Raw genomic sequence first — 23,103 nt, forward strand, 5'->3', positions numbered from 1 at the left:
TACAGTGACTATAATAGTGACAGTTATTTCACTTTTACCTATAACAGTTTCTGGGTGACGCGATATGACAAGATATGAACAACTGGCGCAGCAGATCCGCGAGCAGATCCAGAATCGGGTATGGCGCGCCGGTGACAAATTGCCGTCGTTGCGTGAGAGTGGCAAACGCGCCGGGTTGAGTTTGATGACGGTAGTTCAGTCTTATCAACTACTGGAAAGTCAGGGATGGATCGTGGCGCGCCCGCAGTCGGGCTACTATGTGGCAGCGCGGCCACAGCCGTTGCCGCAGGCCGAACGCGGCGAAAAACTGCTGTTGAGTGAACAGGTCGATATTAACGCCTTTATCTTCGATGTGCTGCAGGCATGCAAGGATCCCGATATCGTGCCCTTCGGCTCGGCTTTCCCGGATGCCACGCTGTTTGTGCAACCCAAACTGGCGCGCGCATTGAGTAGCGTTGCGCGCAAGTTTACCCCGCACAGTTCGCTGGCCAACCTGCCGCCGGGCAATGATGCGCTGCGACGGAATATCGCACAGCGCTATGCCTTGAGCGGTATGCAGGTATCGCCGGACGAAATCGTGATTACCGCCGGCGCCATGGAATCGCTGAGCCTCAGTTTGCAGGCGGTAACGCAGCCCGGAGATTATGTGGCGATCGAGTCGCCGGCGTTCTATGGTGCGCTGCAAGCGCTGGAGCGGCTGCGACTGAAGGCGGTGGCGATTGCCACGCATCCGCAGTACGGCATTGATTTGGTCTCGCTTGAGCAGGCGTTGGCGCAATACCCGATCAAGGCCTGTTGGCTGATGACCCAGTTCCAGAATCCGCAGGGCGCCAGCATGCCGGCAGCCAACAAACAGCGGCTGGTGACGATGCTGCGCCAGCGGCAGATTGCGCTGATTGAAGATGACGTCTACGGCGAACTGTATTTCAGCGCCGAACGGCCATTGCCGGCCAAGGCGCTGGATAGCGACGGGCATATTTTACACTGTTCATCATTTTCCAAATGTCTGGCGCCAGGGTTTCGCGTGGGCTGGGTGGCAGCAGGACAGCACGCGCCGCAGATTCAGCGTTTGCAATTGATGAGCACCGTGTCGGCCAGCGTACCGACCCAGTTGGCCATCGCCGACTATCTGCTGCACGGGGGGTACGATACCCATCTGCGGCGCCTGCGTCGGCTGCTGGCGCAGCGTCAAAGCGCCATGCGGCAGGCGATCGCCCAATATTTTCCGCCAACGGTCAAAGTCAGTCAGCCGGACGGCGGCTATTTTCTCTGGCTGGAGCTGGAGCCTTCGCTGTCGGCGATGGAGCTGTATCAGCGTGCGTTGGCATTGGGGGTCAGCATCGCGCCTGGCCGGATGTTTACTACCGGCAGCCACTTTAATCACTGTTTTCGTCTTAATGCCTCGTTCGAATGGAACGACAGGCTGGATGCGGCGATCGCCACGCTGGCCACGCTGATCCTTGCATTGAAACCGCAGTCGACCAGCTCAACGTAGATAGTGTTTCAATGCCTGCCCGGCCTGGTGCAGCGCCGAATGTACCGCAGGCAGATGCGCCAGCGGGTTGAGCAGGCCGTAATCATGGATCAGCCCATTGTAGCGGGTGGCGGTTACCTCGACGCCAGCGGCGTTAAGTCGGCGGGCATAGGCTTCGCCTTCATCGCGCAGCACGTCCAGCTCTGCCGTCTGTATCAGCGCCGGCGGCAGGCCGGCAAGCTGGTGCAGGTTGGCATTGAGCGGCGAGGCATGGATCTCAGTGCGCTGCGCCTTGTCCGGCAGGTAACGCTGCCAAAATCCCTTCATCATGCTGCGCGTCAGAAAATGCCCGTCGGCAAACTCTCGGTAGGAGTCGCTGTCGACATCGGCCCGTGTTGCCGGCCATAGCAAAATCTGGCAGCGCAGTGCCGGAAAGCCTTTCTCTTTTGCCATCAGACAGACGGCGGTGGCCAGGGTGCCGCCGACGTCGTTACCGACCACCGCCAACCGATTACCGTCAACGTTGATTTTTTCGCCGTATTCGGCCACCCATTCGGTGGCGGCGTAAGCCTGATGAAGAGCGAGCGGATAATGGGCTTCGGGCGTGCGGGTGTAATTAACGAACACCGCCGCCGCGCCGGCGCTGTACACCAGATCGCGAACCAATCGCTCGTGCGTGGCAAAGTCACCCAACATCCAGCCGCCGCCGTGGAAGAACATAAATACGGGCAATCTGCTGCCGTTTTGCGCCGGCCGCACGATATGCAGCAGCAGGCTCTGGCCGGCGACATGCAGCGTTTTTTCACTGATTTCTACCTCGCGCAGCGGAACCTCGACGCTTTTTTGCAGTTCCTCCAGTGAGTTACGCGCCTCTTTTGGCTTGAGAGGATCGATGGGCCTGACGCCGCCGTCATGCAGGGTCTGCAAAAAAGCGGCCACCTCGCGGTCAGCGTGAGCCTGTACTGGCGTAGATTTTTTGGTCATTGTTTTCTCCCTCAGGGGCGCTGTTATACGCCGTCAGCCGGGTGTCGGCCCGCAGTGCAAGTGTAGCCTGTAGCTGAGGGATGAGCGCGTCGGGCAACCGCCGTTGCGCACTGCAACAGCGCGCGGCTGCACCGGGATGGAGCAAAAGTAGGATTTTAGCCTGATGGAGCGAATTATTTTTTTGCGATCGCGATCAGAAAAAACGAAACTTTTTGTCAATGAATAGGATTTCGCAGCCAATGATGATTTTAGGCGCTATTTTTGCGTTTATTCATTATGAATGCATAAAAAATGAATATTTATGCATTATAACTTGTTGTTTTAACGAAAAAAAATGAGAAATGGCTCCCAAATCCCGCGTTGGCATGATAGCTGCTCTACACTCTTTATCAAACGGCATGTATTTTAACTACCCGTTAACATTTATTCCCCGTTACTGAGGTCGTCAGGCGGCAGATATAGCGGAAAAGCGCATATATGTAACAGATTTGTGTTTAAACGTCGGTAGATAAGGAGAATTATCATCGGCACAACGATACGGATCGTAATGCGGTTTTTTGTCTGGTTGTCGCCGTTACGGCGCAGGATCGGCCCTTACAGTCAAAATTCAGCCTTTGCTGAAGTGATGAGGTCACTATGGAACAGCCAATCGCAGTTACCCGCCGGTCTTTTGATGACTGGATGATCCCGGTTTATGCTCCCGCTGATTTTATTTTGGTGCGCGGTGAAGGCTCACACGTCTGGGATCAGCAGGGGAAACAGTATATCGATTTTGCCGGCGGTATTGCGGTGAATGCGTTGGGACATGCCCACCCGGTGGTGAAGGCGGCGCTGGTCGAGCAGGCCGGCAAATTGTGGCATCTCGGCAACGGCTATACCAATGAACCGGTGCTGCGTTTGGCAAAACAGCTGATCGACGCCACCTTTGCAGACAAGGTGTTTTTCTGTAATTCCGGTGCCGAGGCTAACGAAGCGGCACTGAAGCTGGCGCGTAAATATGCGCTGGATAACTACGGCAGCGAGAAAAATCGCATTGTGGCGTTCAATAATGCCTTCCATGGCCGCACGCTGTTCACCGTTTCTGCTGGCGGACAGCCAAAGTATTCTCAGGACTTTGCGCCGTTGCCAGGCGGCATCACCCATACCGCCTACAACGACCTTGCCGCCGCTGCGCAGGCGATCAATGACCAAACCTGTGCGGTCATCGTTGAGCCGATTCAGGGCGAAGGCGGCGTGCTGCCGGCGGACGGCGAATTCCTGCAGGGGTTGCGTGAGCTGTGTGACCGCCATAACGCATTGCTGATCTTCGATGAAGTGCAAACCGGCGTCGGGCGCACTGGCGCTCTGTACGCCTACATGCAATACGGCGTCGTGCCCGATGTGCTGACCACCGCCAAGGCGCTGGGCGGCGGCTTCCCGATTGGCGCGATGCTGACCACCGACGCGTTGGCCAGCACGCTGGGCGTCGGTACCCATGGCACTACCTACGGCGGCAACCCGTTGGCAACGGCGGTGGCGGGGGCGGTATTGTCGCTGATCAATACGCCAGAGGTGCTCAACGGCGTCAAACAGCGCCATTTGTGGTTTATCGAACAGTTGAATGCGATTAACCAGCGTTATCCGATTTTCTCGGAGATCCGCGGTGGTGGCCTGCTGATTGGTTGCGTACTGAACCAGGATTTCGCCGGCAAGGCCAAGCAAATCACGCAATATGCCAATGAGGAGGGGGTTATCGCGTTGATCGCCGGGCCGAACGTGGTGCGATTCACGCCTTCCCTGATCGTGCCTGAAGCGGATATCAACGAGGGGCTGGCGCGTTTTGCGCGAGCGGTGGCGCGTATTTGCAGCTGATACCACGGTGGCGCTCGCAAGGGCGCCACCGGATGACTTAGAGGTTCGCATTATGATGATTATTCGCCCGATAGAGCGTCGCGATCTGGCCGATTTACTGACGCTTGCCGGTAAATCCGGCATTGGTCTCACCTCCTTGCCGCAAAATGAAGACACCTTGTCGGCACGCATTGAGCGGGCGCTGAAAACCTGGCAAGGCGAACTTCCACCGAGCGACCAGTGTTATCTGTTTGTGCTGGAGGACAGTGAGCGCCAGCAGGTAGTTGGCGTCAGCGCCATTGAAGTGGCGGTTGGCCTGACAGAGCCATGGTACAGCTTCCGCGTTGGCACGCAGGTGCATGCCTCGAAGCAGCTTGGGGTGTACAAGTCAGTGCCGACGCTGTTCCTCAGTAACGATCACACCGGCCATTCCGAGCTATGTACGCTGTTTCTCGACCCGGACTACCGCCACGGTGAAAACGGCAAGCTGCTTTCCAAGGTGCGCTTTTTGTTCATCGCCGCTTTCCGTGAACACTTCTCCCGCAAGGTGATCGCCGAAATGCGCGGCTTTTCGGATGAAAACGGCCGTTCGCCGTTTTGGGAAAGCGTGGGGCGGCACTTCTTTTCTATTGAATTCGCCAAGGCCGACTACCTGAGTGGCACGGGCCAGAAAGCGTTTATCGCCGAACTGATGCCCAAACACCCGCTGTACGTCGACTTTCTGGCAGAAGACGCGCAGAAAGTGATTGGCGAAGTGCATCCGCAGACCGCGCCGGCGCGGCGTCTGCTGGAGGCCGAAGGCTTGCGCTATCAGGGCTACGTCGACATTTTCGACGGCGGGCCGACGCTGGAGGCGGAAATCGACGAGATCCGCGCCATCAAACGCAGCCAACTGGTCAAGGTGGTGCTTGATGCGACGCCGATGCGCGCCGACGCGCCGCTGTATCTGGTGGCCAACGATAACTATCAACATTACCGCGCACTGCTGATGCCCGCCGATCTGTATGACGGCCGGTTACATCTTGATGCCGATACGGCGACGGCGCTGGGCGTCGAGCAAGGTAGCCCGGTGCGAGTTACCCCTCTTACTGGACAGGAGAACGTCTGATGTCACATCCTGCACTGCTTATTAATGGCGCATGGCGGCCGGGCCGCGGCGTCGCATTCAGCAAACACGATCCGATTGACAACCAGCCGCTGTGGCAGGCCAACGCCGCCGACGGCCGGGATGTGGCCGATGCCTGCGACGCTGCGCGTAGCGCTTTCCCGACCTGGGCGCGCACGCCGTTCGTCGAGCGTGAACAATTGGTGAAGCGCTTTGCCGCGCTGTTGGAAGAAAATAAAGCGCGACTGGCGGAAACCATCAGTCGCGAGACCGGTAAGCCACGTTGGGAAACGCTGACCGAAGTACAGGCGATGATCGGCAAAGTGGCCATTTCGTTGCAGGCCTATCAGGCACGTACCGGCGAGAGCCACAGCGCAATGGCCGACGGCGCTTCGGTGTTGCGTCACCGTCCGCATGGCGTACTGGCGATATTTGGCCCGTATAACTTCCCCGGTCACCTGCCGAATGGCCATATCGTGCCAGCGTTGCTGGCAGGCAACAGCGTGGTTTTCAAACCGAGCGAACTGACGCCGTTGACGGCGGAGGTTACGCTGCGGCTGTGGCTTGACGCCGGACTGCCGAACGGCGTAATCAATCTGGTTCAAGGCGGGCGGGCCACCGGCGAGGCGCTGGCGTCCAGTCAGGCTATCGATGGGCTGCTGTTCACCGGCAGCGCTGCTACCGGTTACCAGTTGCATCGTCAGTTGGCCGGTCAGCCAGAGAAAATACTGGCTCTGGAAATGGGCGGCAATAACGCGCTGATCGTCGAACAGATCGATGATTGCGACGCGGCGGTCAACCTGGCGATCCAGTCGGCATTTATCTCCGCCGGCCAGCGCTGTACCTGCTCGCGCCGTATTCTGGTCAAGCGCGGTCAGCAGGGCGATGCGTTTATCGAACGGTTGGTACAGGTGGCTGGCGCATTGCGCATTGGCCGCTGGGATGCCGAACCTCAGCCGTTTATGGGGGGGGTGATCTCGTCGTCGGCGGCGGAAAACATGCTGGCGGCGCAGCAGAAGCTGCTCACATTGGGTGGCAAGGCCCTGCTGACCATGCGGCAACTGGAAAGCGGCAGTACGCTGCTCAGCCCCGGCATCATCGATGTCACCGGCGTGGCGGGGGTACCCGACGAAGAGTACTTTGGTCCTTTGACCACCGTTATTCGCTATGACGATTTCGACCAGGCGTTGCAGATCGCCAACCAGACGCGCTACGGCCTGTCGGTGGGGCTGGTGTCACCGCAGCGGGCGCAGTTCGAACGACTGCTGCTGGAAGCGCGTGCCGGTATCGTCAATTGGAACAAACCGCTGACCGGTGCGTCGAGCGCGGCACCGTTTGGCGGCGTCGGCGCCTCGGGCAACCATCGCCCAAGCGCCTATTACGCAGCGGATTACTGCGCCTGGCCGATGGCGTCGCTGGAAAGCGAAAGTTTGACGCTGCCGGCCAGTCTGTCTCCGGGGTTGTCGTTCAATTAATCGTCAGGGCCGGCTTGCCGCCGGCCAGGAGAGCCGCATGGCGGGATATGAAGTCAATTTCGACGGACTGGTGGGGTTAACCCACCATTACGCCGGATTATCATTTGGTAATGAAGCCTCCACCCTGTATCAAAATCGCGTTTCCAACCCGAAACTGGCGGCCAAGCAGGGACTGTTGAAAATGAAGGCGCTGGCGGACCTTGGCTTCCAGCAGGGCGTGTTGCCACCGCAAGAACGGCCGCATTTGCCAATGCTGCGGCGGTTGGGGTTTAGCGGCAGCGACGAAGCGGTGCTGGCTCAGGTACGGCGTAGTGCGCCGCGGCTGTTGTCCGCATTGGGTTCTGCTTCGTCAATGTGGACGGCCAATGCCGCGACCGTTTCGCCGTCGGCAGACAGCGCTGACGGCAAGGTACATTTCACCGCCGCCAACCTGAACAATAAATTTCACCGCGCGATCGAGGCACCGACCACCAGCGCGGCGTTGCAGGCGATCTTCAACGATGAGCGCCATTTTATGCACCACCCGGCCTTGCCGCAGGTGGCGCTATTTGGTGATGAAGGCGCGGCCAACCATAACCGACTGGGGGGCGATTATGACACGCGCAGCGTGCAGGTGTTCGTCTACGGCCGCCAGGAGTTCGGCGGCGAAGCCGGTCCGACGCGCTATCCGGCACGCCAGACGCGCGAAGCCAGCGAAGCCATCGCCCGGTTGCATCAACTGGATGAGCGCCACACGGTGTTCATTCAGCAGCACCCGGCGGTAATCGATCAGGGGGTGTTCCATAATGACGTGATTGCGGTGAGCAATCAGCAGGTGCTGTTCCATCATCAACAGGCCTTTTTGCATCAGCAGTCGGCATTGGATGAGTTGCGGCGCAAAATGGCCGGGCTGGATGCGGAGCTGGTGGCGATAGAAGTGCCCTCGGCGCGTGTTTCGGTGGCAGATGCCGTGGCGACCTATTTATTCAACAGTCAAATACTGACTAAACCCGATGGCAAAATGATGATCGTGGTACCGGAAGAGTCGCGTCAGCACCCCGGAGTATGGGGATATCTGAACGAGATGATCACCAGCGGTGGCCCGATCGATAAAATCAGTGTGTTCGATTTGCGCGAAAGCATGCGCAACGGTGGTGGCCCGGCCTGTTTGCGGCTGCGAGTGGCGCTGAACGGTGATGAGCTGCGCGCGGTCAACCCACGGGCAATGATGAACGATACGTTGTTCACCACGCTTAATGCCTGGGTCGATCGCTACTATCGCGACCGGTTGACCGCAGATGATTTGGCCGATCCGCAATTGCTGCGCGAAGGGCGTGAAGCGCTGGATGCATTGACGTCAATCATGGGGCTGGGGTCTATTTACCCGTTCCAGCAATAACAGAGGATGGCATGGTGGACTTATTGGCACTGACGCTGGCGGGGCAGGTGCCCGCCAACCAGCAGGGCGAAAACGCGCAGTTGCGCTGGCGCTGGCTGGGAGAAGGGTTGCTGGAAATAACGCCGCAGCAGGGCTACCAACGCGCGGTGGTGCTGTCGGCAGGTATTCATGGCAATGAAACGGCACCGATTGAGCTGCTCAATCGGCTGGTTATCGATCTGCTGGCCGGCAGCCGCCATCTGGCGGTACGTCTCCTGGTGATTTTGGGGAACCCGGCGGCGATGCGCGCCGGCAAACGTTACCTGCACAGCGATATGAATCGTATGTTCGGCGGCCGCCATCGTGACTTCCCGGCCAGTGGCGAAACGGCGCGAGCCTTGCAGCTGGAGCAACTGGTGGCCAGCTTCTTCGAACGGGAGTCGGCAGCGCGTGACCATTACGATCTGCATACGGCAATCCGCGAATCACGCTTGCCGCGCTTTGGCATTTTGCCGTATCAGACGAGGGCATATGATCCTTCGCAGTTGGCATTGCTGGATGCCGCCGAGCTGGACGCGCTGGTGATACACCGGGCTCCGGGAGGCACTTTCAGCCATTTTTCCAGCGAGCAGGCCATGGCGTCCAGTTGCACGCTGGAGCTGGGCAAGGCGCGACCGTTTGGCGACAACGATTTACAGCAGTTTGCCGCCATTAATCGCGCCTTGCAGCGTCTGGTCAGCGGTGGGGAATTGCCCGTGCGTAGCGGTGCGGCGATGCGTATTTTCCAGGTCGAAAAATCGCTGATCAAACGTAGTGAAGATTTCCGGCTTCATGTGGCTGATGATGCGGCCAATTTTACCGTGCTGCCGCAGGGAACGCTGGTGTGTGAACAGGCGGGGGAGCAATACCGCGTGCAGCATGCGCAGGAATGGATATTATTCCCCAATCCCCAGGTAGCCATTGGCCTGCGTGCCGGTATGCTGTTGACCGAAGTCCCCCGAGATTCCTTATTTTAAGCTGTTTTCTGCAACCGCCGATATTACCGCGGCGGTTCATCCTACCTTGCTTCACGTTAAAATTAACAACGTCGTTTATCGGTGAAAGTATTTTAATTATTGATGGAATAACCCCTCGTGATTTATTTTATCAATGCTTCCATTGTATGACTGCTGCTATTAAGCGTGACGATGCATCACTTTACCGCCAAAGTCGGTAAATCACTTTAGTAAGTTAAAAATGTGAAATAAATAACGCCATTAATAACCATGCTAATTTTCATGTTAATTTTTAATCGGTCAATAAATGGACGATAAAGCATGCCACTGCACCAAGTTGGTGCGTTGCATCCTGGCATGGATAAGAGTTTCCTTATAAGATAAATAGAATCAATGATTTGTGATGATTTTTGTTTGAATCATTTTGTTACAATTAAACATGGATTATCAACGTTGTTTTATGAACTTTTTTATTTGCACTTTGGAATCATGGTGCTAATGTCACATGGCCCTTTATTGGGCAGCTCATAAAGATTAAATGATAAAGGTCACAGCCCAAAAGATAAATTGGGCGTGATGGGCAGTCTTTAATTAAAATATCTAGGAAAATAAATGATGAAACGCAGTGTAATAGCTTTGGCGGTAGCGCTTGGCGCAATCTCCTCTTTTGCCAACGCGGCAGAAATTTATAATAAGGATGGCAATAAGCTCGATCTTTATGGCCGAGTGAATGCCAAACATTACTTTGTCCACAACAGCACTTCCGACGGCGACAAATCCTACGTGCGTTTAGGCTTCAAAGGGGAAACCCAGATCAACGATAGCCTGACCGGGTTTGGCCAGTGGGAGTACAACATTCAGGCAAACAACTCGGAAGGCGCAGATGCAACGGCGAACACCAAAACGCGTCTGGGCTTTGCCGGCCTGAAATTTGGCGATTACGGCTCCTTTGACTATGGCCGCAACTACGGTGTGGTTTACGACGCGGAAGCCTATACCGATATGCTGCCGGAATTCGGCGGTGACTCATATAGCAAAGCCGACAACTTTATGACCGGCCGTTCCACCGGTTTGGCGACATACCGCAACCGTGACTTCTTTGGCCTGGTTGAGGGGCTGAACGTTGCAATTCAGTATCAGGGTAAAAACGAAGGCCGCGAGCTGACGCGTCAGAACGGCGACGGCTACGGCCTGTCACTCGACTACCAGGATATCGGCGGTAGCGGCATTGGTTTCGCTGCGGCGTATTCTGATTCCAATCGTACCAGCGCGCAAAAGCAGGCGGCCTATGGCAGAGGCGACAGTGCCAGCGCCTGGACCACCGCGCTTAAATACGATGCAAATCAGGTTTATCTGGCCGCGATGTATGCTGAAACGCGTAACATGACGCCGATCACCGTCAACAGCGTGAAAGGTTTCGCCAATAAAACGCAAAACTTTGAACTGGTTGCGCAGTATCAGTTCGAAAACGGCCTGCGTCCGTCATTGGGGTATGTGCAGTCGGAAGGTAAAGATATCGAAGGTATCGGTGATGCCGATCTGGTGAAATACGTGGATATCGGTGCCACCTATTACTTCAACAAAAACATGTACACCTATGTTGATTATCAGATCAACCAGTTGAGCGACGATAACAAGCTGAAACTGAGCAATGACGACATCGTGGCCGTCAGTCTGACCTACCGCTTCTAAGCGGTTGGGGTTGGTCGATTACTCTCTGTCCTGTGTCGGGAAGAGGGAGGCAGCAGGCAGGGCACGCGCCCTGCCTGTTTGTTATCGTCGGCGAACAGCAGCGCATATGCGCCCGGACGTGTCAAAACGGCGCATATTCACTGGCGGGTAGCCAGAAACCATCAATAAAATCCTCTACCGGATAGCAGCCGGCGTGACGGAGATTCTGTTCCTTCATCGCCACCAGACATTGTTGTTCATCGCGCAGGATGTCCACCATGATATCGACGCAGCCTCCGTCCAGATAACAAACAAACATCACCAATGCATACATAAAATCAGCATCCTCCACGGCCATTGCTTGCCCGGTCAGTGTAGCCATTCTGGCACGATTTTCCGCGTTAATCTTCTTTAGGCCGTCTGCCGGCAACTGAACGTGACAGTTCCGGCGGACGGCAATGACTCAATTCTGCCGACCAATTGAATATCTGCCCGACGCTGCTAAGCTTAACAGGACTTATCAACACAAGTGGTTACCTTTCATATACAAGCATCAAACGGGAGTGAATATGGGATTGTTTAACTTCGTCAAAGAAGCGGGCGAAAAACTGTGGGACGCAGTGGCTGGCAACGCGAATGCTGCCGAGCAAAGCGCCAAATTGAAAGAGCACCTCAACAAAACCGGTTTGCCAGACACCGATAAAGTGGACGTGCAGGTGGTTGATGGCAAAGCGGTCGTCACCGGAGACGGTATTAGCCAGGAGCTGAAAGAGAAAATTCTGGTGGCGGTTGGCAACGTTGCCGGCATCAGCGGCGTTGAAGATAAAGTCACCGTAGCGCAGGGCGGTACCGAGAGCAAATTCCATACCGTGAAAAAGGGCGATACGCTGAGCGCCATTTCCAAAGAAGTGTACGGCGACGCCAATCAGTACAACAAAATTTTTGAGGCTAACAAGCCAATGTTGTCCAGCCCGGATAAAATTTACCCGGGGCAGGTGTTGCGTATACCGCAATAATTTCTCCTTTCTGACTGAGGCCCGGTTTGCTACCGGGCTTTTTTATTGTTGAATATAAGTTACTCTAATTTCAGCTGGATTTTCATAATACTTATGAATGTTTTATACTGGCATCGGTTCTCTGGCCAGCCTGATGTTGACCCTATGTGTGAAAGTTGATAGCGTCAGCGACATTCGAGGTTTACATGGTTGTTTCTGCAGAATCTTCAGTCCGTTGCGCCATGGCGGTAATCATCCAGTACGGCAACTTTCAGACCTGATGAACTAAGACAGATTTTGTGAAAGAACAGCGTAATACCTCGCACGATAAAAAATACCGTGAAACCCTCGGAGATGCACAGTTCGCCATTTTGGTGTTGGCGATCGCGTCGGGTTCATTGCTATTCTTTACGCTTGCGGTCACGTTGTGGCTGATGTGACCCCTAAACAACAGGAGAGAAAATGGAGCATAATCTCCACCATGAAACCAAACTGATTGCCATCATCGGCCTGCTGGTTTCGGCGCTACTGGTGGTATCGGTACTGTTTGGCGTAACCTATCTTTCCGATCTTAAACACGCTAACGATCCGGTCGATACAAAAAACTGTTACTTCAAGACGCCTTAGTGCGACGCTCCGCCTTCGTGGCGATGAACCCCTGGTCGCTGCTGTGCTAAGCTGGGCATCAAGTGGGTAAAATTCATCGTCTGGAGGCGTCTCTATGCAAGATTCCGATTCGTTCGATAGCTCTTCCTCTGATTCATCCCGTAGCCATCCAATCCAACGCATTGCAGTGCGTCACGCCGACGTTGGCGGTATTGCCATTCAACGTGCCTTGCCAACCCGTGAGCGTCGTACGGTTGGTGCCTGGTGTTTTCTCGACCATGCCGGACCGGCGGTGTTCAATGGTCCCTCGGAAGGCATGGATGTCGGGCCGCACCCGCATATTGGCCTGCAAACGTTCACCTGGATGATCGAAGGGGAAGTGCTGCATCGCGATAGCCTCGGCAGCGAACAGATTATCCGCCCCGGGCAGGTGAATCTGATGACCGCCGGCCATGGCATTGCCCATACTGAGCAGACCACCGGTGAGCCGCGCCAATTACACGCTGCGCAGTTATGGATTGCTTTGCCAGCAGAATATGCGCAAATGGCTCCGCGTTTTGACCATTACCCCGATCTCCCACGCTGGGAAAAAGGCGTGGTAACTCAGACATTACTAATTGGAGAATTTGAGCAATACCGTTCACCGGTATTTACCGTCTCACCACTCATCGCACTGGATTTACAATGGGACGACGATGGTCATTTGGAATTACCATTGCGCAACGATTTTGAAATGGGTCTTTTGCCCCTTATTGGTGCATTTGAGGTTAATGATGAAAAAATTTCATCGGGTGAGTTTGCCTATTTGGGAATGAATCTTAATACGCTGAGGTTAACGGCAGAAAAGGGCAGCAAGGCATTATTGATTGGCGGCGAGCCGATTAAACAACCGATAACCATCTGGTGGAATTTTGTTGCTCATAGCAAGCAAGAGATCGTGATGGCACAGCGAGATTGGCAGCAAGGAAACGCGCGTTTTCCTGAGGTCAAAGGCTATGACGGTCCGCGGATGACCGCGCCAGACCTGCCTTGGCGGACAGATTGATATCTGAAGGCTATATCATTTGTCATTTTTTTAAAAAATTGCTCTATTAAGGTTTAATTAATGTGATCAAAACTCCATGTTTTTGATTGAATATAGCTTCGGCAAAAAAAAGTGATCCAAAGCAAATTATTAATGGCGGGTAAAAGTTATTATCTTTCCTATAGAAATACTGTAACTCCCGTTAGTAAGAAGCAAGAGAGGTCATCATGAGCCAAATACTCTATCGTGCAAGATTATCCCATGTTGTTATTGCAACGGCGGCGTTTTGGGTCTCAATAGCAGTCCTGTTGTTCGTTGCTTTCATCTAACCTCAGGCCTAGGTCACTATCATAAAACCCGCATCGCGGGTTTTTTTATATCAATAAATTGTCGAACGTCGGTTGCGGTATATACTTAATTACCTTTCGCTGCCATTAACCACATAAAATATGATGGTAATTATTGCTGATATTTTATTGCTCACCATCGCCGTGCTGCATATTTATATTCTGCTGCTGGAAATGTTCCTCTGGCAGCGCCCTGCCGGCTTGCGCGCGTTTGGTACTACGCGGGAGTTTGCCAGCGCCACGCGTACGTTGGCGGCCAACCAGGGGCTGTATAACGGTTTTCTCGCCGCCGGGCTGATATGGAGTTGGTGGCTGTCGCAGCCGGCATGGCAGCTGTTCTTCCTGGGCTGCGTGCTGATCGCCGGGCTGTTTGGCGGGCTGACCGCCAACCGTAAAATCCTGTGGGTGCAAGCTCTGCCGGCGTTGATTGCCATGGTAGCGGTATTGGCCGCGCATTGAGCCGCTCACTCCAGCGGGGGATGTGTCAGGCGAGCTTTTGGTGGATGATGTGCAGCGGCGGGTCGATATGCAAGTCTACGCTCAGATCCTGCCGGAAATCATAAGGCGTTATATTGAATCGCTTGCGGAACATATAAGTAAAGTGGGACTGTGAGCCAAAGCCAAAATCCAGCGCGATGTCAAAAATCGAGGCATCGCTACTGCGCAATTGGTAAACCGCGCCCGCCAGCCGGCGTTCGCGAATGTATTTGCCGAGCGAGATCCCTGTCGCTTCCTTGAATAGCTTCTGCATGTGCCAGAGGGAGTAACCGGAATACTCGGCCAGCTCCTCCAGATGGATCACGCGCCCGAGATGAGTTTCAACCCATTTGCTGAGGGCGCAAACCAATGAGAGGTGATGTTCTTGTATCATCAGTGCATCTGTGTGAGAACGACATAGTGCGAAGTATACACAACTTGCCGTCTTCGACAAAAACCACCGTGCAGCAGTGCATTTTAATCAATCACGCAGCTTGTCAGCCGCAGGTCAAAACGGCTAATCTGCATACTGCCGCTAACATCAGGGCATTCAAACCGTGCAACACACAAACGACCGAGAATCCGCCGTAGCAACGTGACGTTGATGAGGTGATCGCATGTTAATGACAGTGATTATTACTCTGGTTGTCGTCGTGGGGGTTGCCGTATTTATGGCCGTCCCGGCGATGAGGGTGAATAAAGCGGAAAGTGTGGGAGGTGAAGACCAGTGAGAGCGGTATCCATTGCGCATTGAAGCACCGGCGAAAAAGCCTGGGTTTCGCACCCGGGCTTTTTGTTTTCCGGCTGCTTAGACGTTTTTACGTTCCACCATTTCTTCGCCCCAATACAGCTGGTCGGCCTCGGTTTTGGCAAAGGCCATTTGCAGCGCTTCGTCACTGCCTTCCTCCCAGATTTTCTGCGCCAGCGCCTCATCGTTCCCTGCAAGTTCAAAGATTGCCTCGGCTATCTCGACGGAGGTTTCACGTACCGTCGCCCAAGATTTAACGTTGTGATTGGCCATAACTCATCTCCTGTCCGGTTTTGGCTGGGGTTAACACCAGTATAGGCCAAATGTGCAGGTGGTTTTAACCTCGCATGCCCAATAGCGCCGTAAATTCAGCGCGATCGCCGTTAGCAAGCGGCAAAGCGTCTGACGGCGTGATATTCTGTGCGGCGTTTGAATAAAGAGGAAATGATTATGTCCAATGCATTAAGCAACGATCAGGAACTGGTTTCCGATCTGGTGGCCTGCCAACTGGTGATCAAACAGATTCTGGATGTTATTGATGTGATTGCGCCGACCGAGGTGCGAGACAAAATGGCCAGTCAACTGAAGAATATTGATTTTTCAACGCATCCTGCGGGTGCCGACCCGGTCACCAAGCGGGCGATTGAAAAAGCGATAGCGCTGATCGAGCTGAAGTTCAGCCGCGATTAAGCGAGGCCGCCGCTGCCGGCGGCCAGACGGTGGTGCGGTTAATCCACCACCGTTTCAATCTTTTTGAACAGCGGGCAGTTAGAGATACCGATAACGCCATTGTCACCATGAATATACTGCGCCGTAACCACGTTGCGTGCCGTCAGGTATTTGCACTGCAATCCCAGCCCGCCAACGTTTTGGTCACTGCCAATCAATACGCCGTAACCTGAAAAAAGCAGCACGCCATACACCACGGCGACCACCACTACCAATTTGATTAACTTACCCATTTTATTCCCTCGTAGCATCCTGTTGCTGCAATCTAGCCATGATGCCGCACTTAGGCAACGCCATTATTCTGAAAACGGCGTCGCGGACAGAAATCTAAACGACCGGTTAAAGTTTGTTTATGTTTCGTGTGATAATCTATAGTTCGATTAACAAGGTAACAATGAGGCAGCTAAGTTTGTTGCGAAACAAAATCCTGGTGATCGTTGCGACCGTGGTGGCATGCCTGATTTTTTATCTGCTTGCTCTCGACAGTTATTGCGATCAGGGCGAGAGCTTTGCGTTGGGGATCTGTTCGATCACGCGCTTTGTTCCGTGGTGACGAAGGGGGCAATGAGCTACAAGGATGTTCGTGCCCATCTCAGGGGTGTTAAGATGGGGACCCGTTTTGGCAGTGAGTAGGATAGTTCATGTTTGATTCAGTTTTTGGCTCGTCGGGGTCGTTGGTGCTGGTCGCGGTGCCGATTGCACTGGTGGTAGGCCTGTGGGTATGGTTTTTGATCAATCGCGCTAGCGTGCGTGCTAACGAACAGGTGCGCCTGTTGCAGGAAATTGCCGATCAGCAGCGCCAGCAAACCGCGTTGTTGCAACGTCTGGCTGGTAACGCACGCGGCGACCAGACGCCGTTGGGCGACGATGACGAGCTTAACCCGGCGCTGGATTTCAAAGGATTTATTCCCGAACGCTAGTCACGCTTCGATAGGGTGAAAGGGCCACGGATTGGCTGGTTATCACACGCGTGGTTTCTCACGCCTTGTCTTCAAAAAACGCCATGCCCTGATACGGCGTAGCTCGACAGGCTGCCAAGCGGCTGGCCAAGTCGCCGCAATGAATCTCCAACTGATGTCCGTCCGGATCGAGAAAATACAGTGATTCACCTTCGCTGCGGTTGCTTTTCCACTGGCGAACGCCGGCCTGTTGCAGGTGCGCTGTCATCGCAGGAAAGTCTGCCGGGGTGATGCTAAACGCATAGTGGGTATAGTCGCGTGGTGCGCACGCTGCGCGCGTATCGTCCAACGACAGGCATAACCACAGCTCCCCCAGCGTCAGATAGGCACCTTGTTGCCAGCACGCATGCAGACTAAAGCCCAACGTTTGCCGATAAAATTCGATACTGCGTTCTACGTCGCGCACCGCGAGCGTCAGATGATTAAGTCCGCTGAGCATGAAGACTCCAAAATGGCGACGATAAAAGTGCAGCGTAACCGGTCGATGTGTAAAGGTAACACGATAAAACATTAGTACAGATAATATAAAAACCGCTCTGGTCGTCATAAAACTGTCGTATTAGCATCGTAATGTAGCGCGAACGTAACGAAAGATGGATAGAGCCGATGATTAAATGGTATGAAGAAAGCGACGCCGAAGTAAACCGCAATATTGCCCTGATTACCGGAGAAAACCCGGACAAGTGGTATCCTTACGGCGGCGTTAAGGGTAAAGATTATTGCAAGAACCCCTCCGATGCCTGGCCGATTATCTGCGCCCATAAAATCAGTCTGAACCCAGATAGCCACGGCGACAGCCCGCAGTGGCAAGCACGGATCTGCTCTGCGGACGGCGAATGGCTGGCCGACAGCAGCAGCCCGTTGCGTGCAGCGATGATCTGTTTTCTGCTCAGTCAGCAAAATCAGGAGATCACGCGTTAAGTGCCCATTACTGATGACCGATTAATGTTTTCCATAATCTGACAACGGAACTGTCTTTGGCGGAGCCTGTTTATGAAGCGCATTATCAAAGGTGACAAAAACCTCTCTCATCTGGTGGTTGCCCATGCGGCAATTGACCGACACGCCGAAAGTTTCGGTCAGCGCCGGCAGGGCTGGCCCTCAACCTATCTGGTTAAATATCAAAATGACCGCGTGGCGGTTGAAGTAGTGACCCGCCGCCAGTCTTATGTGGCAACCCTGATGATAGGTGCGCGCAATCTGAGCAAACTGTGCGATCTGCCTGGCTGATAGCCGCTCAAAGTTTCCGCAATTCCTGCCCATACCTGCGCCGGGAGCATAGCCTGTCCGGCGCTAACCCTTGATGCTCACGGGGTTAAGTGTTAAAAAGCCGCCCGCAGATACTTTTTTTGACTGGCGAAATCTTGTGCAGTGATGGCAAGGCCTTTTGCCATATGAGGACAAGATGGGCGACCAGCAGCAGGATACCCCGCTAAAACGCGGCTTGAAAAACAGACATATACAACTCATCGCCTTGGGGGGTGCCATTGGTACCGGGCTATTTCTCGGTATTGCCCAGACCATTAAAATGGCGGGGCCTTCGGTATTGCTTGGTTATGCCATTGGCGGCTTTATTGCCTTTTTGATCATGCGTCAGTTGGGGGAAATGGTAGTGGAAGAGCCGGTCGCCGGTTCATTCAGCCATTTTGCCTATAAATACTGGGGTGACTTTGCCGGTTTCCTGTCAGGCTGGAACTACTGGGCGATGTTTATCCTGGTCGGTATGGCGGAACTGACGGCGGTGGGGATCTATATTCAGTACTGGTGGCCGGAAATTCCAACCTGGGCGTCGGCTGCGGCGTTCTTTGTGCTGATCAATCTGATCAATCTGGTCAACGTGCGCATTTATGGCGAAACCGAATTCTGGTTTGCCATTATCAAGGTGGCGGCCATCATGGGCATGATTGTGTTCGGCGCCTATCTGCTGGCCAGCGGCAGCGGTGGTCCGGAAGCCGATATCAGTAATCTGTGGGCGCAAGGTGGGTTCTTTCCGCATGGGGTCATGGGGTTGGTCATGGCGATGGCGGTGATCATGTTTTCGTTCGGCGGGTTGGAAATGGTGGGCATTACCGCCGCCGAAGCTGCCGATCCGCGCCATAGCATCCCCAAAGCCACCAATCAGGTGGTGTACCGCATACTGATCTTCTATATTGGCTCGCTGACCGTGCTGCTGTCGCTGTATCCCTGGGGCAAGGTGGTGGAGGGTGGCAGCCCGTTCGTGATGATTTTCCACGCGCTGAATAGCAATCTGGTGGCGACCCTGCTCAACGTGGTGGTGCTGACGGCGGCTCTGTCGGTTTACAATAGCGGGGTGTATGCCAATAGCCGTATGCTGTTCGGCCTGGCGACACAAGGCAATGCGCCAAAGGTGCTGACGCGTGTCAACCCACGCGGCGTACCGGTCTTGTCAATTGCGCTATCGGCGCTGGTGACTTCGATTGGCGTGCTGATCAACTATGTGATGCCCGGCAAGGCGTTTGAATTGCTGATGGCGTTGGTGGTTTCAACGCTGGTGATCAATTGGGTGATGATCTGTCTGGCGCACCTGAAGTTCCGTGCGGCCAAGAATCGGCAGGGCGTTATTCCACATTTCAAGGCTTTCTGGTATCCGTTCGGCAACTATCTGTGCCTGACGTTTTTGGCGATGATCCTGGTTATCATGTATCTCACCGACGGTATCCGTATTTCGGTGTTACTGATCCCGGTGTGGATCGGGCTGTTGTGGCTCGGGTTCACGCTGACGCGGCGCAAAACCGGCAACCGGCCACAGCGTAGGCGTTAATGCCGTATCAGGGAGGCGCGGCAGCGCCTCCTTGTTGATCTAGCCGCGCGGCATAAAGGCGTTGCCGGTATCCGCTCGATCGCGGCCCAGCATCTTCCTGCACAGCAGCAACAGGGTAGTGATGATGTCAATGGCTACTACGCTGAGCATCAGCAACCCCAGAACAAAAAAGCTCACCATCGCTGCGAACAGTACCGCCAGTGGCGCCGGTATGCGCAGGCGTCGCAGCTTCATCGTAGCGTACATTTTCCAATACTGGACTTGCGCCAGCATCGCGCTGCGAATTCGGCTCATACGGACGCGCGATTTGCGTGATGTAGAACGGCCCATAACTTCTCCTTTATTGATTGTCCTGACAAGTAAAACATAAAGTTCTTAAGAGATGCTTAACAGGCTCTTGGCGGCCGTTGCTTTCTCACAGCAACTCAGACAACGGGATAAGCGAAAAGGTCAGCGCGGCTGAGCACTGTTTTCCACGCGTCAAAACGACTAACTTGATAGGGTGAGAATCGTTTCCCTGTGAGGTTGCTCAAACAGCATGAACAAGAACACCAATCGTTATTATGATGCCAGCAAGGCGCACCATACGCCGCAGGGTTTTCGCAATCCGGAACCGTCGCAGCGTCAGGAGGGCGATCTGCGCCGCTGGCAGGATGAGCGGAAAAAACTGGGTCTGCCAAAGCCCCCGAGCGAGGGCTATCAGCAGTTCACCGCCAACTGGTGGCAGCAAGCCGATCTCGGCGGCGAACAGGATTGTATCTGGTGGTTGGGGCACGCCAGCATATTGTTGCGTCTGGGCGGGCGTTATGTGCTGATAGATCCGGTGCTGTCGCCACGCGCCTCACCGCTGAGCTTCTATGGCCCCAAACGCCGCACCCCGCCGCCGCTGACGGTCCGGCAATTGCCGGCGGTGGATGTGGTGCTGATATCGCATAACCACTATGACCATCTGGACCGCCGCACGGTACGTCAGCTGGCCCGGCGTTTTCCGCAGGCGACGTTCATTGTGCCACTGGGGCTGAAAGACTGGTTTCGCCGCTATCGCTTCGCGCGGGTAGAGGAACTGGATTGGTGGGATAGTCTGTCAGTGGGTGAAATGACATTTCACGCTACGCCGGCACGCCACTGGAGCATGCGTTCGCTTTGGGATCGTAATCGTTCATTATGGTGTGGTTGGGTGATCCATCATCCGTCACTGCGGTTTTATTTCTCCGGTGACAGTGGCTATTCCGAGCGGTTGGCAGAGATTGGTGACCGGTTGGGGCCATTCGAGGTGGCAGCGCTGCCGATTGGCGCTTATGCACCACGCTGGTTCATGCAAGAGCAACATATGGATCCACAACAATCGGTAAAACTGTATCAGCAATTAAAACAGCCGCGGGTTATTCCTATTCATTGGGGCGTATTTGAATTAGCTGATGAATCGCTGGATGATCCTCCACGGCAACTGGCATTGGCATTGAGCGACGCCGGCCTACGGCAGCATCAGTTTGAGCCGCTGAAGATTGGCCAGCGTATTGAGCTGACGCGTTAATCACCAGGCGTGAAACAGGGCGGTGGTCAAGCGCCGCCGCTCGATAAACAAGGGCTTCGACGCCAACGTGCGAGGCGCTGGCTCGCCAGGTCAATGGCTGGTTTCGACGCTGTCGGCCGGCTGTTGCGTCAAAATCTGCGCGCTAACGATAATATCCGCTAGCCCACAATATTGTGCCGGATTAATAATATCGTTTTTATTCAAAAATAAGCAGAAATATATTTTTGACCCCTAATGGGATTAATTAAATCCCGCGCTTCGCTGCGTTGCCGATATTCCACGTTGCCTGCGCCGTGATGGTGCAATCTTTCGTCAGCTGGTCGCCGACTGCACCAGAATGCAGCGAGTAGGCCTTTGGCAAAACGGCTGTCATGCCCATGCAACACGCTTGTAGCATCAATGTGATAGTTCATCGGCTGAGCGGTTCTGATTTTTCTTACCCGTTCATCGTTATACAAATGATGCATATGAAATTTCATATGGCTTCAAAAATTTTAACGGTTCAGGCGCCGAAGGGCGCTATATGCCACCGCTGATAAGTCTCGAGTGGTTGAAAGTTTTGTTAAATTTCAGGCAGGGCGCGGAGTGTAGCGCGGCGTCTTTACAAAGCAGAAAATAGAGAGAGCTTCAATAGATTTTAGTCTATTTATGCGCTTGTTGCTCTCGACCGTTTCAATTATGTGCGACACGTCCACCGGTGATTAAAAATGGCTTGCCATTGAATACAGAGTATGTGATAACGCATCTGGGTAAAACGAGGTACAGTTCTGTATATGTGTGGCATTTTCAGTAAAGAAGTTCTGAGTAAAGACGTTAGCGTTGAATACCGCTTCTCTGCCGATCCTTATCTTAGTGCCTCAAGCAGTAACGACTCTAGTTTGTCTATGTAACGCCTCCGGGCGGTTTAAACAATCCAAAGGAAATACTCAAGATGGCAAAGATCAAAGGTCAAGTTAAGTGGTTCAACGAGTCTAAAGGTTTCGGTTTCATCACCCCGGCTGACGGCAGCAAAGACGTGTTCGTACACTTCTCTGCAATCCAGGGTAACGGCTTCAAAACCCTGGCTGAAGGCCAGAACGTTGAGTTCGAAATCCAAGATGGCCAGAAAGGTCCATCAGCAGTAAACGTTACTGCTATCTAATCAGCGTCAGCTGTACAAAAAGCCCGCCTCCGTGCGGGCTTTTTCGTTTTTACTCAGTTGGTAATGATAATTCCGGCGTATTGATTACGCCCCTTGATGCCTGGATGCGCTGGGTCCTGCGCTCTACGATGGCTGTTACGGCGAAAACTGGTGTATTTGAAGCGCTGTGGCTGCTGTGGATCGTGATTTAACGTACAAATGGTACAACTGCCTGCATTGTCGACTGCGGCGAACCCCAGGTTGCGCAATTTGTATTGGGCTATTGCTGTCAAATCAAGGTGGCGTGTCTGCGGGCTGATTAATTTTGCCGGCAAGGACAAGCGCTGCTGAAACAGTTCAACCAGTTCCTGATTGACTTGATAACAACAGGCGCCGGCCGCCGGACCAATCGCCGCCACCCAGGCGCTGGTCGAATCGTCCTGCTCGATACGTGCCGCCATGTGCTCGAGAATACCATCAAGCAATCCTCGCCAACCGGCATGTACAACGCCAATGGCGCTGCCGTCGCGCCGGCTGAAGATCACCGGCAGGCAATCGGCGGTAAGCACGCTGAGCAGAATGCCCGGCTGAGCGGTATATAAGCCGTCGGCGTCGCCACAGGCTTGGGCTGGCTGGTTAACATCAACGATGCGAGTGCCATGCACCTGCCTTTTTTCCGGCTGCGTGTCACGGTAGTGTTGCAAGTCCGTCGGCAGTAGGGCGCTTTTATTGCCAAAACCGTGCCGAATGGCAGGAATGGCGCTGAGTAACGCAGAATAGTCAGTCATAACTGATGATTAACCTGTGTTGAGGCGAAGCTGACAGTGTATACCCTGCGATTGCCGCTGACACGGCTCTTGCCGGTGATTGGATGATTTATTGGTGTCGTCC

30 protein-coding genes are annotated in these 23,103 nt (G+C 54.2%); 21 read left to right on the forward strand and 9 right to left on the reverse strand.

Annotation, left to right across the window (positions count from 1 at the left end; all coding sequences use genetic code 11):
• The first annotated feature begins 64 nt into the window (after nt 1–64).
• On the forward strand, nt 65–1,495 hold the full coding sequence (locus NYE85_RS13775) for a PLP-dependent aminotransferase family protein (RefSeq protein ID WP_259005327.1): 1,431 nt from the start codon (nt 65–67) through the stop codon (nt 1,493–1,495).
• On the opposite strand, the gene NYE85_RS13780 is transcribed toward NYE85_RS13775, so the two are convergent.
• Complete coding sequence (locus tag NYE85_RS13780) at nt 1,487–2,458, reverse strand: alpha/beta hydrolase (RefSeq protein WP_259005328.1); 972 nt, start codon at nt 2,456–2,458, stop codon at nt 1,487–1,489. The two genes, NYE85_RS13775 and NYE85_RS13780, sit on opposite strands and share 9 nt — an antisense overlap.
• A gap of 636 nt (nt 2,459–3,094) precedes the next feature.
• On the opposite strand from NYE85_RS13780, the gene NYE85_RS13785 reads away from it, so the two are divergent.
• From NYE85_RS13785 to NYE85_RS13810, 6 genes are all read left to right on the forward strand, one after another.
• Nucleotides 3,095–4,309 (forward strand): aspartate aminotransferase family protein, encoded by a 1,215-nt coding sequence (locus tag NYE85_RS13785; protein ID WP_259005329.1) that lies wholly within the window; start codon nt 3,095–3,097, stop codon nt 4,307–4,309.
• A gap of 52 nt (nt 4,310–4,361) precedes the next feature.
• Nucleotides 4,362–5,396: an arginine N-succinyltransferase gene (gene astA / locus NYE85_RS13790; RefSeq protein WP_259005330.1), complete on the forward strand. Its 1,035-nt coding sequence runs from the start codon at nt 4,362–4,364 to the stop codon at nt 5,394–5,396.
• Nucleotides 5,396–6,868 carry a succinylglutamate-semialdehyde dehydrogenase gene (gene astD, locus NYE85_RS13795; protein WP_259005331.1) on the forward strand — a complete coding sequence of 491 codons (1,473 nt, stop codon included), beginning with the start codon at nt 5,396–5,398 and terminating at the stop codon, nt 6,866–6,868. The genes astA and astD overlap by 1 nt, the downstream gene beginning before the upstream one ends.
• Before the next feature lie 37 nt (nt 6,869–6,905).
• The gene (astB, locus tag NYE85_RS13800) at nt 6,906–8,246 is read left to right on the forward strand and encodes an N-succinylarginine dihydrolase (protein WP_259005332.1); all 1,341 of its coding nucleotides are present in this window, start codon (nt 6,906–6,908) and stop codon (nt 8,244–8,246) included.
• 11 nt (nt 8,247–8,257) lie between these two features.
• Entirely contained in the window at nt 8,258–9,241 is a 984-nt protein-coding gene (astE, locus tag NYE85_RS13805; protein ID WP_259005333.1) for a succinylglutamate desuccinylase, read from the forward strand.
• Between the two features lie 591 nt (nt 9,242–9,832).
• Nucleotides 9,833–10,912: a porin gene (locus tag NYE85_RS13810; protein WP_309600870.1), complete on the forward strand. Its 1,080-nt coding sequence runs from the start codon at nt 9,833–9,835 to the stop codon at nt 10,910–10,912.
• A 121-nt stretch (nt 10,913–11,033) separates the two neighbouring features.
• On the opposite strand, the gene NYE85_RS13815 is transcribed toward NYE85_RS13810, so the two are convergent.
• On the reverse strand, nt 11,034–11,225 hold the full coding sequence (locus tag NYE85_RS13815) for a YebW family protein (protein WP_039992698.1): 192 nt from the start codon (nt 11,223–11,225) through the stop codon (nt 11,034–11,036).
• Nucleotides 11,226–11,460: 235 nt separating this feature from the next.
• Here NYE85_RS13815 and lysM point away from each other — a divergent pair, with 235 nt between their 5' ends.
• The 5 genes from lysM (at nt 11,461) to NYE85_RS13840 (ending at nt 14,322) form a co-directional block, all read left to right on the forward strand.
• The gene (gene lysM / locus NYE85_RS13820; protein WP_259005334.1) at nt 11,461–11,907 is read left to right on the forward strand and encodes a peptidoglycan-binding protein LysM; all 447 of its coding nucleotides are present in this window, start codon (nt 11,461–11,463) and stop codon (nt 11,905–11,907) included.
• Nucleotides 11,908–12,185: 278 nt separating this feature from the next.
• Entirely contained in the window at nt 12,186–12,326 is a 141-nt protein-coding gene (locus tag NYE85_RS13825; protein WP_004961758.1) for a hypothetical protein, read from the forward strand.
• Nucleotides 12,327–12,348: 22 nt separating this feature from the next.
• Nucleotides 12,349–12,513, forward strand: a complete 165-nt coding sequence (locus tag NYE85_RS13830; RefSeq protein WP_004961762.1) for a hypothetical protein — start codon at nt 12,349–12,351, stop codon at nt 12,511–12,513.
• A 94-nt stretch (nt 12,514–12,607) separates the two neighbouring features.
• The gene (locus tag NYE85_RS13835) at nt 12,608–13,537 is read left to right on the forward strand and encodes a pirin family protein (protein ID WP_259005335.1); all 930 of its coding nucleotides are present in this window, start codon (nt 12,608–12,610) and stop codon (nt 13,535–13,537) included.
• A gap of 431 nt (nt 13,538–13,968) precedes the next feature.
• Nucleotides 13,969–14,322: a DUF1304 domain-containing protein gene (locus NYE85_RS13840; protein WP_405050687.1), complete on the forward strand. Its 354-nt coding sequence runs from the start codon at nt 13,969–13,971 to the stop codon at nt 14,320–14,322.
• A gap of 25 nt (nt 14,323–14,347) precedes the next feature.
• On the opposite strand, the gene NYE85_RS13845 is transcribed toward NYE85_RS13840, so the two are convergent.
• Nucleotides 14,348–14,734 (reverse strand): helix-turn-helix domain-containing protein, encoded by a 387-nt coding sequence (locus NYE85_RS13845; RefSeq protein ID WP_259005336.1) that lies wholly within the window; start codon nt 14,732–14,734, stop codon nt 14,348–14,350.
• 414 nt (nt 14,735–15,148) lie between these two features.
• Nucleotides 15,149–15,361 carry a YccJ family protein gene (locus NYE85_RS13850; RefSeq protein ID WP_259005337.1) on the reverse strand — a complete coding sequence of 71 codons (213 nt, stop codon included), beginning with the start codon at nt 15,359–15,361 and terminating at the stop codon, nt 15,149–15,151.
• A 177-nt stretch (nt 15,362–15,538) separates the two neighbouring features.
• On the opposite strand from NYE85_RS13850, the gene NYE85_RS13855 reads away from it, so the two are divergent.
• On the forward strand, nt 15,539–15,778 hold the full coding sequence (locus NYE85_RS13855) for a DUF2766 domain-containing protein (protein WP_259005338.1): 240 nt from the start codon (nt 15,539–15,541) through the stop codon (nt 15,776–15,778).
• 38 nt (nt 15,779–15,816) lie between these two features.
• Here the strand turns inward: NYE85_RS13855 and NYE85_RS13860 are convergent, their stop codons facing one another.
• A complete protein-coding gene (locus NYE85_RS13860; protein WP_259005339.1) occupies nt 15,817–16,050 on the reverse strand; it encodes a YobH family protein in 234 nt (77 codons plus the stop codon).
• Nucleotides 16,051–16,211: 161 nt separating this feature from the next.
• On the opposite strand from NYE85_RS13860, the gene NYE85_RS13865 reads away from it, so the two are divergent.
• Nucleotides 16,212–16,370 (forward strand): PhoP/PhoQ regulator MgrB, encoded by a 159-nt coding sequence (locus NYE85_RS13865; protein WP_259005340.1) that lies wholly within the window; start codon nt 16,212–16,214, stop codon nt 16,368–16,370.
• An 88-nt stretch (nt 16,371–16,458) separates the two neighbouring features.
• Entirely contained in the window at nt 16,459–16,737 is a 279-nt protein-coding gene (locus NYE85_RS13870) for a YebO family protein (protein WP_259005341.1), read from the forward strand.
• A 58-nt stretch (nt 16,738–16,795) separates the two neighbouring features.
• On the opposite strand, the gene fos is transcribed toward NYE85_RS13870, so the two are convergent.
• The gene (gene fos, locus NYE85_RS13875) at nt 16,796–17,215 is read right to left on the reverse strand and encodes a fosfomycin resistance glutathione transferase (protein WP_259005342.1); all 420 of its coding nucleotides are present in this window, start codon (nt 17,213–17,215) and stop codon (nt 16,796–16,798) included.
• Nucleotides 17,216–17,382: 167 nt separating this feature from the next.
• Between fos and NYE85_RS13880 the strand changes: the two genes are divergently transcribed.
• From NYE85_RS13880 to NYE85_RS13890, 3 genes are all read left to right on the forward strand, one after another.
• Complete coding sequence (locus tag NYE85_RS13880) at nt 17,383–17,697, forward strand: DUF2591 domain-containing protein (protein ID WP_259005343.1); 315 nt, start codon at nt 17,383–17,385, stop codon at nt 17,695–17,697.
• A gap of 72 nt (nt 17,698–17,769) precedes the next feature.
• Nucleotides 17,770–18,006 (forward strand): DUF4060 family protein, encoded by a 237-nt coding sequence (locus NYE85_RS13885; protein WP_259005344.1) that lies wholly within the window; start codon nt 17,770–17,772, stop codon nt 18,004–18,006.
• Nucleotides 18,007–18,181: 175 nt separating this feature from the next.
• Nucleotides 18,182–19,558: an amino acid permease gene (locus NYE85_RS13890; RefSeq protein ID WP_259005345.1), complete on the forward strand. Its 1,377-nt coding sequence runs from the start codon at nt 18,182–18,184 to the stop codon at nt 19,556–19,558.
• Between the two features lie 39 nt (nt 19,559–19,597).
• Here the strand turns inward: NYE85_RS13890 and NYE85_RS13895 are convergent, their stop codons facing one another.
• On the reverse strand, nt 19,598–19,888 hold the full coding sequence (locus tag NYE85_RS13895; RefSeq protein ID WP_259005346.1) for a hypothetical protein: 291 nt from the start codon (nt 19,886–19,888) through the stop codon (nt 19,598–19,600).
• Between the two features lie 208 nt (nt 19,889–20,096).
• Here NYE85_RS13895 and NYE85_RS13900 point away from each other — a divergent pair, with 208 nt between their 5' ends.
• Nucleotides 20,097–21,092, forward strand: coding sequence for an MBL fold metallo-hydrolase (locus NYE85_RS13900; RefSeq protein WP_259005347.1), 996 nt, complete (start codon nt 20,097–20,099; stop codon nt 21,090–21,092).
• Between the two features lie 200 nt (nt 21,093–21,292).
• On the opposite strand, the gene NYE85_RS13905 is transcribed toward NYE85_RS13900, so the two are convergent.
• Complete coding sequence (locus NYE85_RS13905) at nt 21,293–21,571, reverse strand: hypothetical protein (protein ID WP_259005348.1); 279 nt, start codon at nt 21,569–21,571, stop codon at nt 21,293–21,295.
• Nucleotides 21,572–21,865: 294 nt separating this feature from the next.
• On the opposite strand from NYE85_RS13905, the gene NYE85_RS13910 reads away from it, so the two are divergent.
• The gene (locus tag NYE85_RS13910) at nt 21,866–21,982 is read left to right on the forward strand and encodes a DUF2627 domain-containing protein (RefSeq protein WP_002211058.1); all 117 of its coding nucleotides are present in this window, start codon (nt 21,866–21,868) and stop codon (nt 21,980–21,982) included.
• Between the two features lie 41 nt (nt 21,983–22,023).
• Nucleotides 22,024–22,233 carry a transcription antiterminator/RNA stability regulator CspE gene (gene cspE, locus NYE85_RS13915; protein WP_002221949.1) on the forward strand — a complete coding sequence of 70 codons (210 nt, stop codon included), beginning with the start codon at nt 22,024–22,026 and terminating at the stop codon, nt 22,231–22,233.
• A 53-nt stretch (nt 22,234–22,286) separates the two neighbouring features.
• Here cspE and pgeF read toward each other — a convergent pair whose 3' ends face one another.
• The gene (gene pgeF / locus NYE85_RS13920; RefSeq protein WP_259005349.1) at nt 22,287–23,000 is read right to left on the reverse strand and encodes a peptidoglycan editing factor PgeF; all 714 of its coding nucleotides are present in this window, start codon (nt 22,998–23,000) and stop codon (nt 22,287–22,289) included.
• Between the last annotated feature and the right edge of the window lie 103 nt (nt 23,001–23,103).

It is taken from the genome of Serratia sp. AKBS12, from assembly GCF_024793895.1.
Lineage (GTDB): Bacteria > Pseudomonadota > Gammaproteobacteria > Enterobacterales > Enterobacteriaceae > Serratia_F.

Bases quoted from the DNA above. Each gene is read 5' to 3' on its own strand.
- NYE85_RS13775 (WP_259005327.1), top strand. From the start codon at position 65: ATGACAAGATATGAACAACTGGCGCAGCAGATCCGCGAGCAGATCCAG.
- NYE85_RS13780 (WP_259005328.1), bottom strand. From the start codon at position 2,458: ATGACCAAAAAATCTACGCCAGTACAGGCTCACGCTGACCGCGAGGTG.
- NYE85_RS13785 (WP_259005329.1), top strand. From the start codon at position 3,095: ATGGAACAGCCAATCGCAGTTACCCGCCGGTCTTTTGATGACTGGATG.
- astA (WP_259005330.1), top strand. From the start codon at position 4,362: ATGATGATTATTCGCCCGATAGAGCGTCGCGATCTGGCCGATTTACTG.
- astD (WP_259005331.1), top strand. From the start codon at position 5,396: ATGTCACATCCTGCACTGCTTATTAATGGCGCATGGCGGCCGGGCCGC.
- astB (WP_259005332.1), top strand. From the start codon at position 6,906: ATGGCGGGATATGAAGTCAATTTCGACGGACTGGTGGGGTTAACCCAC.
- astE (WP_259005333.1), top strand. From the start codon at position 8,258: ATGGTGGACTTATTGGCACTGACGCTGGCGGGGCAGGTGCCCGCCAAC.
- NYE85_RS13810 (WP_309600870.1), top strand. From the start codon at position 9,833: ATGATGAAACGCAGTGTAATAGCTTTGGCGGTAGCGCTTGGCGCAATC.
- NYE85_RS13815 (WP_039992698.1), bottom strand. From the start codon at position 11,225: ATGTATGCATTGGTGATGTTTGTTTGTTATCTGGACGGAGGCTGCGTC.
- lysM (WP_259005334.1), top strand. From the start codon at position 11,461: ATGGGATTGTTTAACTTCGTCAAAGAAGCGGGCGAAAAACTGTGGGAC.
- NYE85_RS13830 (WP_004961762.1), top strand. From the start codon at position 12,349: ATGGAGCATAATCTCCACCATGAAACCAAACTGATTGCCATCATCGGC.
- NYE85_RS13835 (WP_259005335.1), top strand. From the start codon at position 12,608: ATGCAAGATTCCGATTCGTTCGATAGCTCTTCCTCTGATTCATCCCGT.
- NYE85_RS13840 (WP_405050687.1), top strand. From the start codon at position 13,969: ATGGTAATTATTGCTGATATTTTATTGCTCACCATCGCCGTGCTGCAT.
- NYE85_RS13845 (WP_259005336.1), bottom strand. From the start codon at position 14,734: ATGATACAAGAACATCACCTCTCATTGGTTTGCGCCCTCAGCAAATGG.
- NYE85_RS13850 (WP_259005337.1), bottom strand. From the start codon at position 15,361: ATGGCCAATCACAACGTTAAATCTTGGGCGACGGTACGTGAAACCTCC.
- NYE85_RS13855 (WP_259005338.1), top strand. From the start codon at position 15,539: ATGTCCAATGCATTAAGCAACGATCAGGAACTGGTTTCCGATCTGGTG.
- NYE85_RS13860 (WP_259005339.1), bottom strand. From the start codon at position 16,050: ATGGGTAAGTTAATCAAATTGGTAGTGGTGGTCGCCGTGGTGTATGGC.
- NYE85_RS13865 (WP_259005340.1), top strand. From the start codon at position 16,212: ATGAGGCAGCTAAGTTTGTTGCGAAACAAAATCCTGGTGATCGTTGCG.
- NYE85_RS13870 (WP_259005341.1), top strand. From the start codon at position 16,459: ATGTTTGATTCAGTTTTTGGCTCGTCGGGGTCGTTGGTGCTGGTCGCG.
- fos (WP_259005342.1), bottom strand. From the start codon at position 17,215: ATGCTCAGCGGACTTAATCATCTGACGCTCGCGGTGCGCGACGTAGAA.
- NYE85_RS13880 (WP_259005343.1), top strand. From the start codon at position 17,383: ATGATTAAATGGTATGAAGAAAGCGACGCCGAAGTAAACCGCAATATT.
- NYE85_RS13885 (WP_259005344.1), top strand. From the start codon at position 17,770: ATGAAGCGCATTATCAAAGGTGACAAAAACCTCTCTCATCTGGTGGTT.
- NYE85_RS13890 (WP_259005345.1), top strand. From the start codon at position 18,182: ATGGGCGACCAGCAGCAGGATACCCCGCTAAAACGCGGCTTGAAAAAC.
- NYE85_RS13895 (WP_259005346.1), bottom strand. From the start codon at position 19,888: ATGGGCCGTTCTACATCACGCAAATCGCGCGTCCGTATGAGCCGAATT.
- NYE85_RS13900 (WP_259005347.1), top strand. From the start codon at position 20,097: ATGAACAAGAACACCAATCGTTATTATGATGCCAGCAAGGCGCACCAT.
- NYE85_RS13905 (WP_259005348.1), bottom strand. From the start codon at position 21,571: ATGAAATTTCATATGCATCATTTGTATAACGATGAACGGGTAAGAAAA.
- NYE85_RS13910 (WP_002211058.1), top strand. From the start codon at position 21,866: ATGTGTGGCATTTTCAGTAAAGAAGTTCTGAGTAAAGACGTTAGCGTT.
- cspE (WP_002221949.1), top strand. From the start codon at position 22,024: ATGGCAAAGATCAAAGGTCAAGTTAAGTGGTTCAACGAGTCTAAAGGT.
- pgeF (WP_259005349.1), bottom strand. From the start codon at position 23,000: ATGACTGACTATTCTGCGTTACTCAGCGCCATTCCTGCCATTCGGCAC.